Source organism: Cytobacillus praedii (genome assembly GCF_001439605.1).
Classification (GTDB): Bacteria; Bacillota; Bacilli; order Bacillales; family Cytobacillaceae; genus Cytobacillus; species Cytobacillus praedii.
Window position 1 is genome coordinate 21,383 of sequence record NZ_LMBX01000027.1, and the last position, 14,080, is coordinate 35,462.

Sequence of the window (14,080 nt, forward strand, 5' to 3'; positions counted from 1 at the left end):
TTCACTTTCTTCTTGAATTCAAATCAATTTACTCTTCTCTTCTTATAGACGAAATAATACATAGAAAGTGGCCACCATAATACACAAAAAATTGGGTAAACCGCCCAAATTGTGTTTGGAGAGGAGACTGCATTCACAGTAATAAAAAATAAAATGATTAATAAGCTGGCATGTACCGAAAATGTAAAAAATGTCTTTTTCAACGCATGGTATAATGAAAGCGGCCACCATAACACGACAAATGCGGGATAGATTGCCCAAGGATATCCAGGAGAAATGAGTATGTTCAAGATTAGATAATATAGAATTATACTTATGCTTCCTACCCACGCAATGGACATGGTCTTAGCCCGTTTTCCTAAAATAATCAGTATTGGCCACCATAGGATGGGAAAGATGGCGTACAAGGACCACGGGTGGACTGGAGAATGAATGATATTTTCAGATATAAGAAAAAGAATAATGAGTCCACTGCATAATATCGAAAATAGATTATGTTTTCCCTGTTTTGCACAATATAGACCAATAGGCCGTAGCAGCAAGGCTAAAGAAGGATAAATAAACCATAAATACTCGGTGCTTGTTACATAATTGACGATCATAAAAAAGAGAATACTCATCATGCTTCCAGCTGCCGCAAAACCAACATCATATTTTTTCATTTATTTTCACCCCTCATTTAGAACGCTGCCACTTAAAATACATCGTTAAAGGCCACCATAATACAGCAAACGTCGGATAAACAAACCAGATGACATCAGGAGAATAATAAAGATTAATAAAAAGAAATAATGCAATGATTAGTGCGCTACCCCAAATCGAATATCCTAGATTTAATTTCGTCATATTTTTCTTTATTGGCTGTTTAACACCCAGCTCCTTTTTCAAATCTTCTATATCCCCAAACTCGACAATCGCTTTATTAATCGCATCTTCCTCTTCTTTCCCATTAGCCTTTAAATCCCAGACCTTTTCTTCAAGATTTTCCAAAACCTCTTGCTTAATTGCGTTTTTTTGTTCACTTTCAGGAATGTCCTTAAACAATTCTTCCACATGATTTTTTAGCTTCTTCACTTTAACCCCTCCATAAATAAATCGATGATCGCCCTTACTTCCTTCCACTCTTTCACCATTTCTTGCAAGTAAGCTTTTCCCAGCGTTGTAATTCTGTAATATTTTCTTTTTCCGCCTTGAGAAACTTCCCCCAAGTAAGATTCAATTAGTTCTTTCTTCTCAAGCCGCTGAAACACTGCATATAAAGTTGCTTCTTTTATCTGAAATCGATTGTCTGTGCGTAAACTGATTTCCTTTGAAATTTCATATCCATATCGGTCCTCTTCATAAATCAAGCGCAAAATAATCGAATCCAAATGTCCGCGAATAATATCACTTCTAATCATTCTGACACACCCTTGTACATTCACTATTCTATCTGATAGAGTAATATTAACCGAAATTACTCTACCTGTCAAAGTAATTTTTATCCCTTTTTTAGCTTTTTTTGATTTTTTTGTAAAAAAACAAAAGGAGCATCTTCTTTTTCTAGAAGATGCTCCCACTCATTTTTATATAAGACGAACAATTTGCTTTTTCTTCCACGACCAGCGGTAATAAGAATACACGAAAGCAAATGTGACAATGAATGCTGCTGGATAACCAATCCATATCCCTTTGATGCCAAGATTTGTGTAACTGGATAACCAATACGCAACAGGAACCTCAATCAGCCAGATCGGAATAATACTTAAAACGGTCGGCCATAGGACGGTTCCGCTTGCCCGCATCGTTGAATTTAGTATATGTGCATGCCCAATAATCACATAACTCCATAATGTAATCTTAATCAAGCTATTCGCAATCTCAATTGTTTCTTTACTTGTAATAAATAACGAGAGAATGTTTTCAGAGAAGATATAGATAAGAATTATCAAAACCCCGCTGATTACATAATTAAAGAAGACCCCAGTTCGAATGACCTGCTGTAATCGATCAAATTGACTTCCGCCAATAGCCTGTGCAGCAAACACAGAAACAGTGATGCTTAAACTGATTGCTGGCATCTGTACATAACTTGCTACTTGATTCACTACACCATATGCTGCTGTTGCATCCGATCCATAGCGATTAACAAAAGTGATGACTGCGATTTCAGAAAGTGACAGCAGGATCATGCTGATGCTTGATGGAATACCGAGTCGCAAAAGCAGTTTAAGCAATTCTTTATCCATTCGAAGATACTTCCGAATCGAAGCATCCATTTGCAGCGGATGCTTTACCTTGTGTAAATAGAAAAGCATAATAACAAAAGTGATAATGGTAGAAAGTAAGGACGCATATGCTGCTCCATACACACCGAGCTGCGAAACACCAAACCACCCGAACACTAAGGGCGGCAATAAAGCCACATTAAGAACAGTGCTGACGATTAGGAAATAAAAAGGCGTTTTTGAATCTCCTGTCCCCCGCATAAAAGTTGTGTATACAGAGTACAAAAACAATACAGGCAATGACCAAAACAGAATTTGTGCATAATGGACACTAATTTCTAAAATATTGGCCGGCGTGCCAATTAAGCGAAGAACATCCATAGCAAAAATTCCTCCTAGGATTGCCAGCACAACTCCTATAATGAATGTAAATGTTAGTGTTGTCCCTACGATAGCCTTTAGCTTTTCTTTATTTCCCGCTCCAAAAGCCTGGCCAATCAAGATTGCACTGCCTGATCCAATCCCAATAGCAAAGGATATAAGCAGAAAGAACAATGGAAAAAAGGCAGAAATGGCTGCCAATTCATTCACACCTAACCAGCGTCCAACAATGACCATCCCAAATAATTGACCAACAGATTGTAATATATTGCTGAGTATTAAGGGAATCAGGAACATAAGCATTGGACGCCATACAGGCAAACGACCCGTTCCATCTCCTCCAGGTTTATGATTTTTGTCTTTTATCCTTTGCTGTGTTTCCAACTTTCATTTCTCCTTTTAGCGGGTCTTTTCGTGATGATACCCGCGATCTCCAAAGGGCTGAAGCTGACTCAGCCACTTTTCCTCCAGTTTCTCCAATTCTTCCTTCTCATTGTAATAAGGATCATCCTTCTCTTTCAAAATCTCTAATACTTCCATTTCAAAAGCATCTTTTCCAAATTCGCTCCATTCTTTTTGAAGCAGTTTATTTGTGAAGCCACCATTTTCCAACGAAAATCTAGTACCATTTAATGTTTTTAAGTTTCGAGTACTGCCGATAAAAATCTTATCATTCTTTGTATTTTTAATTTTGAAAACGCCTGCTTCAATTTTAATTTCTTTATATTGCTGCTTTAGTTCTTTTTTTCTGTTCATTTTCACTTTCCTCCCAATTACTTTTTCAGCCAATATTCACTGCCATCTGCTTTACGATCTAAAAAGCCATATTCAATTAGATATCGTCTTAATAACACATAATCATGGTAAGCATCATTTAGTAGCTGATTAACTTCTTTTTCCCCATAGATTTTTTCACTTTTGAAACGACTAGCAATTGCACGAAGCACAACTAGCCTTTGTTTTTCCTTTGGCGGGAAGGATTTCAATAGTTGATTTGTTCCCTCAGGAAAGAACTTCTTTAGGATTTCTTCATTTTCCTCCTTCGTCACGTTGTATCGGTCATCGACCATCCTTGCTGTTTTATGAATATCAATGAAGGCTGGTTTATGATTGTCCTTTTCTTTTAAAAGTTCCATTAAAGTTAAAAACAATTTTGCCTGACGTTCTTTTTCTTTTAAGGCAAAGCGATGATTCCGAATTGTGGATGCACTGCCAATCCCCATGTCCTTCTGCACCTCGGCATCACTCTTTCCATCATAGAAAAGACGAAGAAGGCGATTTTGATGATCAGTCAGTCCTGTTAGCTTTTTATCCAGGTCAATCAAGGAATCAAATACAGATTTATGTTCATTTTCAATATGAAGAGACATATACCTTTCCGCTTCGTAAAAAACATCCTCTGCTTGATAAACAATCCCTTTCTCTGTTGTCTTTCCGCATAGAAGACACATATAATGACGATTCTCCTCAATATAGCCCCGCTTCAATTCCTCCATGGAAGCATTCCAAAAAGTTTCAGATAAACCCATATATAGTCACAACCCTTATTTGTTTATATTATAATAGACATTATATGTTTTTGTTTGTTTTATGTCAAACGTTTTTAAGGAACGTCTATAAAATATACAACATAAAAAAATCTGGCAAATTGCCAGATTTTTCATTGATATGCCTTTATATTTAACATTGTTTCTAAGTCTACTATTTCAAAGCCCTTTTCCTGTAATCTCTCAATTAACTCCGGCAATGCTTTTGCTGCCTCCGCCTTCTTTGAATCCGAATGCATAAGGATAATATCACCGTTTCTAACATGATTCATGACATTATTAATGATATTGCTCGCATCTTTTTGTGACCAATCAAGCGTGTCTATGGACCAAAGGACAACAGAATATCCCTCCTGCCGGGCTATTTCTACTACCTGATTATTCGTTTCTCCATAAGGTGTTCGTATAATGGAAGGTCTTTTTCCAATAACTGATTTAATCGATTTTCCAGCACGATCAATTTCTATTTGGATTTCTTTCGACGTTAACTTCGGCAGTTCTACATGATTATAACTATGGCTTAAAACTAAATGACCACTAGTAAATGCCTTTTTTGCAATTTCCGGGAATGCCTCTACATTTCTGCCAAGAAAAAAGAAATTACCTTTAACTTTATATTCATTTAATATATCAATTATCGCTGGCGTTACTTTCTCATCAGGACCATCATCAAAGGTTAAAGCAACTTGTTTTTTATTTGAACCATTTATATACACATTCTCATGATCCTGAGCAAATGAAACAATTTGTTTTCGCCATTCCTTCATGCTTTCCCATGCTGATGCAGACAGCTGATTGGATTCCCCTTTAATATCAAGTACATACTCATCGTTTGCTCGTTCAGGGTTAAAAACGGATACGTGATGAACACCTTTTTCTTCTTTTGGAATAATAAACTTCAGTTCGATTTTCCGTTCCAATTCGTAAACATAAATTTCTTCATTATCTGTTTCCCTTATTTGGTCTGGCTGACCAAAACGATCTTCAATCTGTGCGGAAGTAATTTCATTAAGTTCTTTAGCATACGAACGAACATCGAATATGGCTCCTGCCTTATTAAAACCCAATGCGAAACTTTTATTTTGATAAGTAGCATAGAAACCCTTTCCTGCCTGATCCTCGTTGTCTGGCTTGCCCCATTCACCTTTTACTTCATCTACTTTACTGTCCAATACATTGAATGGACCGCCAATGGTCAATCCAATTTGTGCTTTTTCCATCACTTGATTCAGCAGATCAGCAGCCCTATTGCTTTCCTTCGGCTGAAGTGCGTCTTCTCTCTGCTGCAATTGATCGGATGATGAAGGGGTTTTCGCATGGCAAGCTGTTAACAGCATACATAACATGCCCATGATGAGTATGCTTTTTTTATTCAAGGTTCTATACCTCCTTAAAGTTAATACATTTTATCAGTCGGAAGTATTCAATTAAAAGTTGCAGAAATGTTTAGAATTAGTTCTTCTGCTTTTTAAGATAATGCCTTCAAACCCGTTACACCGATTACGATAAGTGCCACACTTGCAATTCTTAGCTTACTCTTAGATTCCCCAAAAATCACCATATTTAACAGGACCGCTCCTGCTGTTCCAATTCCAATCCACACTGCGTAAGCAATACTTAACTGCAAATAGTTGAATGATGTGTATAAAAAGGCAAAGGAGGCACCAAATCCCCCTAAATAGATCATTCCATTTTTAATAGATTTTTTCTGGCTATATAATTTTAATCCTATTACACCAATAATTTCACTTACAGCAGCACAAATGACAAATAACCAGCCCATACTTAAGCAACACCTTTCGATACCGTTTCCTCTTCTTTGTTATCAGCTAGATTTAAACCGATAACCCCTGTTACTAAAATAGCAATAAAAAGGAACTTCCCTATGCTAAAACTTCCTCCAAAAAAGAAAATATCCATTATTGCCGTTCCGATTGTTCCTACTCCAGCAAATACGGCATAAACGGTCCCTGTTGGAAGACTTTCACATGCTTTTGGAAGGAAATGAAAATCAATCAGAATGATTCCGATAATGATTCCCCATTGCCACCATGTCTCGGCAACATTAAATCCGTACACCCAAATTAATTCAAACAAACAAGTTAAAAAGACATATATCCACGCTTTATTCATTTATACCCTTCTCTCTAATGAATGAATGACTGTCATTCATTTTTAAATATAATAAACATGGCACTCTATTTTTATTATTCTTGAATGCCTAGCCCGTACTTCAAAAATTCTAAAACCTCAGCTTTTTGTATTGAAGCTTGGTCATCCTGTTTTGAATCATATAAGTAAACCTGCTCAGCTGCTGATTCAACTAAGCCGATGAATAATTTCGAGGTACGCTCGACATGAATCGAATCACGGATAACTCCTGAAGACTTTGCCTCATTTAGGAATTGACTGATCCATGAATAGAAAGGTTCATACACTGTCTCCCATTCTTTAATATGTTCCGTTGATCCCATTCCTGCATAGATAAGCACAAGTATTTCTCGGTAATCACATGTGATCTTAAAGATCGCATCAATGACTTGAGTGAGTTTTACTGTAAAAGCTGCACCCTCTTGTACTTCATTTTTCACCGCTGTAATGGTTTTCTCTACCATAACTTCTGCAATCGCCGGCATGACAGAAAGCTTAGAAGGAAAATATAAATAAAACGTACCTTGTGCAATATTTGCAATTTTTACGATATCGGAGATTTTCGTTTTCTCAATTCCCTTTTCACGAAAAACTTCAATTGCTGCATGAACAATCTTTTCTTTTTTATTCATTATATATTGTCCCTTCTATATAAATGACTGACTTTCATTCATTTTATAAAAAATTATTCGTGATGTCAAAACGTAATGTCCCATTTGTAACGTTTCAAAGGGATCACTTTAGGGAACTTCTAAGAATACAATGAAACGATAAAGATCAGAGGAGTGTATAAAAAGTGTACCCATCTTCCAATTATGGATACCAAAAAGTATGCAAGAATCAACCTATCGCCTTTCCGCCTCAGCATCAACAAACTCAGCCAGGTCTTGAGTATTTAATGGTACCAAAACCCATATCAGAGAATCCATCCTATAAAGGATCAGGGAAACTTAAAGGAAAAGTAGCCATTATAACCGGAGGAGATAGCGGAATCGGCCGTGCAGTCTCCTATGCTTTTGCTAAAGAAGGGGCAAAGGTCGTTATTGTTTATTTAAATGAACATAAGGATGCAAAGGAAACCGAACAAAGAATTAAAGAGCTTGGAGGAGAATGCCTTCTCATTTCTGGTGATTTAAAAGAAGAGAAAATGTCCCAGCAAGTTGTTCAACAAACATTACAGGCATTTGGAAGAATTGATATCCTAATCAACAATCATGCTATTCAATATGTAAGAAAAAGCATACTCGAAATTACTAAAGAGCAGCTGGAACAAACGTTTCAAACAAATATTTTCTCATTCTTTTACTTAACGAAGGCCGTTCTTCCCCATTTGAAAGCGGGGAGCTCTATTATTAATACTGCTTCTATAACCGCCTATGAAGGACATAAGAAACTAATCGATTATTCTGCAACAAAGGGAGCCATTGTAGCATTTACACGTTCATTGTCCCTTTCTCTTGAAAAACAGCAGATTCGTGTAAATGCGGTTGCACCAGGTCCGATTTGGACCCCGCTTATTCCTGCAACCTTTTCCGAGAAAGAGGTGATGAAATTTGGACTAGAAATTCCAATGAAAAGAGCCGGCCAGCCATTTGAACTAGCCCCTGCCTATGTATATTTAGCATCTGAAGATTCAAGCTATGTGTCAGGGCAGGTTATTCATGTGAATGGCGGAGCAATGGTGAGTTCCTAGTACGAATCTTTTCCATAGTTACTCTGCTGCTATGCAACACTCTTCTTGGTCACAAGTTCCCTTTTCTTGTGACCGTCTTTTTTGTTGCTGGTACTCACGGACACATAGAGCATCTTCTTGGGTACGATCCTGCACTTCCCCTTCCTTATAAGGGCATATATGCCCACACACTTTGACCGACATACTATTTTCCACCCATGAAGCCTCGATTATGATTAAATCCACTTTAGATAAATTTTCTCGTAATAAATAAAGAAATATCCCATTCATTCTCCGTTCATATTCACTTCTTACAATGAAGTCAATATCGAACAGTAAGGAGTTGGATTGGATGCTTAAACCATTTCGTAAGTTAGTTAAATATACAAGCAGTCAAAAAGGAGCAAAGGTGACTATCCTTGCCTGGATCTTAGCAGTTGTGCTTCTAAGCCTGCTTGTTCCTTCAGCAAAAGAGTATGAGGTTAATAGTACAGAAGGAAGCATAAATGGAAACAAACCATCGGAAATTGCCCAGCAAATTTTAAAAGAACAGTTTCCTTCTACTGATGGACTGCCAGCTTTGCTTGTGTTTCATCGTGAAGGGGGAATCTCAGAAGAAGACATCGGAAAAATTAATAAATTAAGCGAGTGGCTCGCTTCAGACAAAAAGCCAGAACAGATTATGAGTGCTCTTCCCTTTCATGCATTGCCGCCAAATGTTCAAAAACAGATGTATTCTGAAAATGAAACCACACTGCTCATTAATCTATCATTAGAGCCTGATTTAGAATCTTCTGAGACACTTGCAGTCATGGATAAAATAAAGGAAAAAGCCAATAAAATCGATTTGGATGGGATGCAATTTGAAATTACTGGTCCTGCCGGGATTTCTGCTGATACCGTCTCTCTATTCAAAAATGCAGATATTGTTCTCATGCTAGCTACTGTAGCATTAATTTTCATTCTCTTAATTGTTATTTACCGTTCCCCCATACTTGCAATTACTCCATTAATTATTGCAGGTATCGTTTATGGGGTTGTCGATCGAATCTTAGGATTGGCAGGGAAAAATGGCTGGTTTACCATTGATAGTTCTGCTGTATCCATTATGCTTATCTTATTGTTTGCCGTCCTAACAGACTATAGTTTATTTATTTTCTCGCGTTATCGTGAGGAATTAACGAAACAAGAATCAAAGTATGCCTCAATGAAAGAAGCCATTTTCCACGTTTCGGAACCCATAGTTTTCAGTGGTGGAACAGTACTGATTGCAATGCTAACATTATTTGTTACTGTTTTTGAACCTTATAACCATTTTGCACCCGTTTTTTCGGTAGCAGTTGTCGTTATTCTCATTGCTGGTCTAACACTTATCCCTAGTATCTTCGCGATAATGGGCCGCAAAGCATTTTGGCCGTTTGTTCCTAAAGTTGAAAAAGGAGAAGAGAAAACAACACATGGCATTTGGCCTGCCATCAGCAAACAAGTGATGAAAAGGCCAGCTTTATTAGGCGGCACCTTACTGATTGTCTTGCTTATTGGCCTGTTCAACTTTACTTCTATTCAATATTCTTTTAACCTATTAAAATCATTTCCAGAGGACATGCCGTCACGGCAGGGATTTGAGCTTCTAGAAGAAAATTACCCAGCAGGCCAATTAGCACCTGTGACCGTATTGATAAAGTCTGACAATGAGTTTTCTGTAAATGCTGAGTTATTCCAAAAAGTAAATCAGCTTGTTTCCAAACTTAGTGGAGAAAGCAATATTGTCTCTGTCACCCCAATTATTCAGGATGATATGATGAATGAACCACAGTCATTGCCCAGAAATTATTTAGCAGAAACAAATAAAGTCATTAGACTTCAAATGGTGTTAGGCAGCAATCCATATGAAAAAGAAGCACTTGATACCCTACAAAGACTGCGTGATTCTGAAGAATCCTTATTAAAAGACAGCGGTTTTTCAACAGCTGATGTTGAGCTTCACTTTGCTGGCCAGACCGCTCAGCAGGTGGATATCAATCTTATGAACCAGCGTGATATGATCGTCTTGTTCTCACTTATTACAATATTGCTTACTATTATTCTTGGATTCCAGACAAAATCTATTTTGATGCCGATATTGATGATGGCAACCATTCTATTATCTTTCTTTTCAACAATGGGTTTTGGCTGGTGGATATTCCAGCACCTTATGGGCTATGATGCAATCAGCTATCGATTGCCTGTATATGCTTTTGTCTTTATGGTCGCTCTTGGAATTGACTACAACATTATGCTTGTTTCAAGAATTAAAGAGGAAGCGACAAAGCTGCCATGGAAGAAAGCAGTTGGAAAAGGGGTTGCTGTTACAGGAGGTGTGATTTCCTCAGCTGGATTAATATTAGCTGCTACCTTTGCCGTGTTGATGACACAGCCATTACAGGAACTATTCTTATTCGGGTTTACAATGGCTTTCGGAATCTTACTCGATACATTTTTAATACGAGGAATTTTCCTTCCATCCATCTTGATATTGACAGGTAAAAAGAAAAAATAAACAAAGGCCTGGTTCCCAACTAGTTATGGGAATCAGGCTTTTTATTCAGAAAGGACATGACCTTTTCCCTCTTATTCAGAAATGCCCGTTTTCCCAAATCAATCAATTCATCGATAAATTTAATTTCATCAAAGGGCATCTCCATTCCCAGCTCTCCGTTTAAGCGAAAGTAATTATTGCCAAGCAGGTGCTGACAATGATATGTAACGGATTCGGAGGACAATTGAAGAGCTAAATCAAGTAATTTCGGTGTCATTTTCATAGATGGGAGCTGAAACGGGAGCCAATGCTTTGCTCCCCAGTATTTATCCTTTCCTATAGAAAAGTCGATATGCTGCAAACCTGTTCCAATAGAGAATATCTCTATTTCACTTATATCCTTTTTAAATTGATGAAGAGCCTCTGTCACACAAACAAGTGATGGATTGTTCGCCCATAGACCTCCATCAATGGATAAGTACTGATTATTTATATTGTTAGGCGGGAAGAAGACCGGTGCCGAACAGGACGAGAGAACAGCATCCCACAGCTTAATCGATAAATCATCATTTTCTGTGTGTCCGTAGTTCGATCGATGAATAAAGGGCTTTCCATTTGTCACGTCTACAGCAGGAATCAGAAGCGGTTTGTTAATATCTTTTAGAGCGATTTCGCCAAATGCTTTTCGGAAAAAACGACGTAAATAGTGATCGCTATAAATACTTTTAAAAAGGCCAACCTTTGACTTTCGGATAAATATTTTCTTCCCATACAATTGATAGCTTTCCATGACCTCACTCATATTCTTCTCCAATACAACTGATGCAGCTATAATCGCACCAGTACTTGTTCCAGCCACCACATCGAATAAATCGCCAATCGGACATGCATACTCTTCCTCGATAGCCTGTAAAATGGCTACCGCAAAAACTCCTCGAATTCCACCGCCATCAACGCAAAGCATTTTCATTCTCTTTCACCTTGAAAGTATGTCTTCCACTCTACTGTTCCCTAACTCACAGTTCTTTAGCAGCATAAAATGCCACTGAGAAAATAAAAATACCTAACCTAAAATGGTCAGGAATCTTTATTATCATACTTCAAGTACTGCCTCTCCAAAATGATCAAAAACCACACGATTGTCCACTTAACAGCTGCGGATTTATCCTTGGTATTTACCCTTTATCATTGTTTAACTTGGGAATAATCCGTTTTATGCGTTGAATAAGTAGTATCTTCCTCCCAGTCTTTACAAACATCAACCCATTCTTTTGCAGTGGAAAATTCAAAAATTTCATCACACGTTAGCTCAATGGCTGAATTAGTACTGCCACACGCCGGAAAGAGAGTATCGAAACGTTTCATTGAGACGTCTAAATAAACATCCAAATTATTCGCCAACCCAAACGGACAAACCCCGCCAATCACATGCCCCGTTTGCTCTACCACCTCGTCAGCTGAAAGCATGCGAGCTTTCATTTGAAAAGCTTGGCGAAATTTCTTATTATCAACCTTTGCATCACCGGCTGCAACAACAAGGATGGCTTTATCTTCTCCTCTAAATGACAGTGTCTTTGCAATACGTGCAGGGGCAACACCTATGGCTTCAGCAGCCAATTCTACGGTTGCACTTGATGTTTCAAACACCATAATATCTCTTTCACGATTCCATTTCTTAAAATGATCCTTTACACTTTCAAATGACATCCTATACATCCTCTCTTTCCAAATATTATGTAAGATAATACCACCCTTTATCACGTTGAAGCAATAGGAATGATGTGAAATTTTACAAAATCACAGTACATTTTCCCCTTATCTCAAATAACAGTCCCGATATTTCTGAATGGTCTAATTATTAATACATTAATTTTTCACCATTTTTTCACTTTTCACCCATATTTTTCTGATATAATGTTTTTTTGAATGGCTTTACTAAATTTAATAATACATAACCAATTAATAAAGGAAGTGTGTGACCTATTATGGCAACAGGATCTTATTCGATGAATGTAAATCAAGTGAAAAAGACAATCGACATGACGGTTAGTGGAAGCTTTACACCTGAGAAGGCACAAGAATTTATTAATGAGTATCAACGCAAAACAAGTGCTATTAAGGCTGACGAATTTACACTTCAATTTGATTGCAGAGATTTAAATCTAGTTACGCAGGAAATGATTCCAGATCTCGAAAACTGCTTTCGCCTTTATCAAAGTTCAGGGTTCAAAAAAATTGTGATTGAAATAAAAAAGAGTGCAGTCTTGAAAATGCAATTAAGCCGTTTAGCACGTAATACCGGCTTAAATAATGTAGAAGTTACTGAAATTTAATACGGTAAGTATATGAGTAAGGCTTTTTTAGTCTTACTCATTTACTTAATACATTTATGAAACATCCCTAGGAGACGTTATGACAAACATTAAAATCAATGCAATTGAGGTTTACCACCCTAATAAAATTGTTAAAAACGATTACTTTATTGATCATTTTAAACAAAAAGGCAGAGATATTACTCATTTTTTGGATGTTATGGGACGTAATGAAAGATACCTTATTGAGAATAACAGCGAAAATGGTATAACAATGGCAGTAGAAGCATCCAAACGTGTATTAGAAAAGGCCGGATTAACGGGAACAGATATTGATATGATTATTTTTTCAACTCAAATCCCAGAGAAAACTGTGCCTACCAATGCTATGTATGTTCACCATTCTATTAATGGAAAAAAAGATACAATTGTTATGGATACAAACGCAAATTGTGCTGGAATGACAATTTCAATAGAGCATGCTTCACGTTATATGTTATCGAATTCACATATACGTACTGCCTTAATTATAGGTTCAGATAATTTTTCACTTATTGCTAATCCTGAAGAGGAAATCACATATGCTAATTTTGGGGATGCGGCTTGTGCCGTAATCCTTGAAAAAACCGAAGAGAATACCGGATTTATCGATGCGATCTATGAGGTGGATTCTACTTATCGAGATAATATTCTTTATCCTGAAAAAGGTTTATCCCAGGCTATTAAAGGAGAAGGATCAATTGATTACATGAAATGGTTTCCATTCGATGGAAGTGTATCTTTACCCTTTACATATGAAAAAATCAGCAAACTATTAGAACGCAACCACTTAAGAAGTGAAGATATTGATAGTTACTGTTTATCACAATTTGCTCTTTCTAATATTCTAAAAATCCAAGATCATTTTAACATTCCCGATCAAAAAATAATGTATGTGGGTGATCGATATGGATATACAGGAACAAGCAGTCCATTTATTGCCCTTTATGAAGGAATTGAATCTGGCAGAATTAAACGTGGGGATCATGTCCTTTTTTGGACAATCGGCGGAGGACATGAATTTATTGCGATGTTGTTTAAATATTAATGGAAAACAACGTGTATCTGGCAATCCACCAATTATTATCAGCCAATTGACAAATATCAGTTAGTTGTATATTGTAATAATAACTAAAAAACGAAAGGGTGACCCAATTACATGAAGTTCTAATCCTATTTTTCGAAAGCAATCCATTGAAGAATGTCATAGTTAGCAGATATCTGCTCTATTTTTTGTCGTCTTCAATCGAGGT

Annotated in this window: 17 protein-coding genes; 4 read left to right on the forward strand and 13 right to left on the reverse strand. The window is 37.0% G+C overall.

The features are described from left to right. Window positions 1-23 precede the first annotated feature (23 nt). The 10 genes from ASU02_RS21320 to ASU02_RS21365 all read right to left on the reverse strand — a co-directional run bounded on the left by ASU02_RS21320 (window position 24) and on the right by ASU02_RS21365 (window position 6,921). The gene (locus ASU02_RS21320; protein ID WP_057767405.1) at window positions 24-662 is read right to left on the reverse strand and encodes a hypothetical protein; all 639 of its coding nucleotides are present in this window, start codon (window positions 660-662) and stop codon (window positions 24-26) included. Window positions 663-675: 13 nt separating this feature from the next. After that, on the reverse strand, window positions 676-1,074 hold the full coding sequence (locus tag ASU02_RS21325) for a permease prefix domain 1-containing protein (protein WP_053478181.1): 399 nt from the start codon (window positions 1,072-1,074) through the stop codon (window positions 676-678). Then, entirely contained in the window at window positions 1,071-1,400 is a 330-nt protein-coding gene (locus ASU02_RS21330; protein WP_053478221.1) for a PadR family transcriptional regulator, read from the reverse strand. Before ASU02_RS21330 ends, ASU02_RS21325 begins: the two co-directional genes overlap by 4 nt. A 165-nt stretch (window positions 1,401-1,565) precedes the next feature. Then, a complete protein-coding gene (locus ASU02_RS21335; RefSeq protein ID WP_082631889.1) occupies window positions 1,566-2,891 on the reverse strand; it encodes an MATE family efflux transporter in 1,326 nt (441 codons plus the stop codon). 96 nt (window positions 2,892-2,987) lie between these two features. Further along, the gene (locus tag ASU02_RS21340) at window positions 2,988-3,344 is read right to left on the reverse strand and encodes a GIY-YIG nuclease family protein (RefSeq protein ID WP_057767478.1); all 357 of its coding nucleotides are present in this window, start codon (window positions 3,342-3,344) and stop codon (window positions 2,988-2,990) included. 17 nt (window positions 3,345-3,361) lie between these two features. Beyond that, complete coding sequence (locus tag ASU02_RS21345) at window positions 3,362-4,117, reverse strand: DUF2087 domain-containing protein (RefSeq protein WP_057767407.1); 756 nt, start codon at window positions 4,115-4,117, stop codon at window positions 3,362-3,364. A gap of 131 nt (window positions 4,118-4,248) precedes the next feature. Then, window positions 4,249-5,511 carry a polysaccharide deacetylase family protein gene (locus ASU02_RS21350; protein WP_057767408.1) on the reverse strand — a complete coding sequence of 421 codons (1,263 nt, stop codon included), beginning with the start codon at window positions 5,509-5,511 and terminating at the stop codon, window positions 4,249-4,251. A gap of 92 nt (window positions 5,512-5,603) precedes the next feature. Beyond that, window positions 5,604-5,918 carry a DMT family transporter gene (locus ASU02_RS21355; protein WP_057767410.1) on the reverse strand — a complete coding sequence of 105 codons (315 nt, stop codon included), beginning with the start codon at window positions 5,916-5,918 and terminating at the stop codon, window positions 5,604-5,606. A gap of 2 nt (window positions 5,919-5,920) precedes the next feature. Continuing rightward, on the reverse strand, window positions 5,921-6,268 hold the full coding sequence (locus ASU02_RS21360) for a DMT family transporter (protein WP_057767412.1): 348 nt from the start codon (window positions 6,266-6,268) through the stop codon (window positions 5,921-5,923). A gap of 74 nt (window positions 6,269-6,342) precedes the next feature. After that, window positions 6,343-6,921: a TetR family transcriptional regulator gene (locus ASU02_RS21365; protein WP_057767414.1), complete on the reverse strand. Its 579-nt coding sequence runs from the start codon at window positions 6,919-6,921 to the stop codon at window positions 6,343-6,345. Between the two features lie 161 nt (window positions 6,922-7,082). Here ASU02_RS21365 and ASU02_RS21370 point away from each other — a divergent pair, with 161 nt between their 5' ends. Beyond that, entirely contained in the window at window positions 7,083-7,979 is an 897-nt protein-coding gene (locus tag ASU02_RS21370; protein WP_057767417.1) for an SDR family oxidoreductase, read from the forward strand. Window positions 7,980-7,997: 18 nt separating this feature from the next. Here the strand turns inward: ASU02_RS21370 and ASU02_RS26545 are convergent, their stop codons facing one another. Continuing rightward, window positions 7,998-8,162, reverse strand: a complete 165-nt coding sequence (locus tag ASU02_RS26545) for a hypothetical protein (RefSeq protein ID WP_157684554.1) — start codon at window positions 8,160-8,162, stop codon at window positions 7,998-8,000. A gap of 148 nt (window positions 8,163-8,310) precedes the next feature. Here ASU02_RS26545 and ASU02_RS21375 point away from each other — a divergent pair, with 148 nt between their 5' ends. Beyond that, complete coding sequence (locus tag ASU02_RS21375) at window positions 8,311-10,497, forward strand: MMPL family transporter (RefSeq protein WP_057767420.1); 2,187 nt, start codon at window positions 8,311-8,313, stop codon at window positions 10,495-10,497. A gap of 19 nt (window positions 10,498-10,516) precedes the next feature. Here the strand turns inward: ASU02_RS21375 and ASU02_RS21380 are convergent, their stop codons facing one another. Both ASU02_RS21380 and ASU02_RS21385 read right to left on the reverse strand, forming a co-directional pair. Further along, a complete protein-coding gene (locus ASU02_RS21380) occupies window positions 10,517-11,446 on the reverse strand; it encodes a CBASS cGAMP-activated phospholipase (RefSeq protein WP_057767421.1) in 930 nt (309 codons plus the stop codon). A gap of 215 nt (window positions 11,447-11,661) precedes the next feature. Continuing rightward, window positions 11,662-12,183 (reverse strand): YbaK/EbsC family protein, encoded by a 522-nt coding sequence (locus ASU02_RS21385; RefSeq protein WP_057767423.1) that lies wholly within the window; start codon window positions 12,181-12,183, stop codon window positions 11,662-11,664. 299 nt (window positions 12,184-12,482) lie between these two features. Between ASU02_RS21385 and ASU02_RS21390 the strand changes: the two genes are divergently transcribed. Together ASU02_RS21390 and ASU02_RS21395 are read left to right on the forward strand one after the other, a co-directional pair. Beyond that, window positions 12,483-12,809 (forward strand): hypothetical protein, encoded by a 327-nt coding sequence (locus tag ASU02_RS21390; RefSeq protein WP_232426315.1) that lies wholly within the window; start codon window positions 12,483-12,485, stop codon window positions 12,807-12,809. A gap of 79 nt (window positions 12,810-12,888) precedes the next feature. Further along, entirely contained in the window at window positions 12,889-13,875 is a 987-nt protein-coding gene (locus ASU02_RS21395) for a ketoacyl-ACP synthase III (protein WP_057767427.1), read from the forward strand. Window positions 13,876-14,080 lie beyond the last annotated feature (205 nt).

Bases quoted from the DNA above. Each gene is read 5' to 3' on its own strand.
- ASU02_RS21320 (WP_057767405.1), bottom strand. From the start codon at position 662: ATGAAAAAATATGATGTTGGTTTTGCGGCAGCTGGAAGCATGATGAGT.
- ASU02_RS21330 (WP_053478221.1), bottom strand. From the start codon at position 1,400: ATGATTAGAAGTGATATTATTCGCGGACATTTGGATTCGATTATTTTG.
- ASU02_RS21335 (WP_082631889.1), bottom strand. From the start codon at position 2,891: ATGCTTATGTTCCTGATTCCCTTAATACTCAGCAATATATTACAATCT.
- ASU02_RS21340 (WP_057767478.1), bottom strand. From the start codon at position 3,344: ATGAACAGAAAAAAAGAACTAAAGCAGCAATATAAAGAAATTAAAATT.
- ASU02_RS21345 (WP_057767407.1), bottom strand. From the start codon at position 4,117: ATGGGTTTATCTGAAACTTTTTGGAATGCTTCCATGGAGGAATTGAAG.
- ASU02_RS21355 (WP_057767410.1), bottom strand. From the start codon at position 5,918: ATGGGCTGGTTATTTGTCATTTGTGCTGCTGTAAGTGAAATTATTGGT.
- ASU02_RS21360 (WP_057767412.1), bottom strand. From the start codon at position 6,268: ATGAATAAAGCGTGGATATATGTCTTTTTAACTTGTTTGTTTGAATTA.
- ASU02_RS26545 (WP_157684554.1), bottom strand. From the start codon at position 8,162: ATGTCGGTCAAAGTGTGTGGGCATATATGCCCTTATAAGGAAGGGGAA.
- ASU02_RS21375 (WP_057767420.1), top strand. From the start codon at position 8,311: ATGCTTAAACCATTTCGTAAGTTAGTTAAATATACAAGCAGTCAAAAA.
- ASU02_RS21380 (WP_057767421.1), bottom strand. From the start codon at position 11,446: ATGAAAATGCTTTGCGTTGATGGCGGTGGAATTCGAGGAGTTTTTGCG.
- ASU02_RS21385 (WP_057767423.1), bottom strand. From the start codon at position 12,183: ATGTCATTTGAAAGTGTAAAGGATCATTTTAAGAAATGGAATCGTGAA.
- ASU02_RS21390 (WP_232426315.1), top strand. From the start codon at position 12,483: ATGAATGTAAATCAAGTGAAAAAGACAATCGACATGACGGTTAGTGGA.
- ASU02_RS21395 (WP_057767427.1), top strand. From the start codon at position 12,889: ATGACAAACATTAAAATCAATGCAATTGAGGTTTACCACCCTAATAAA.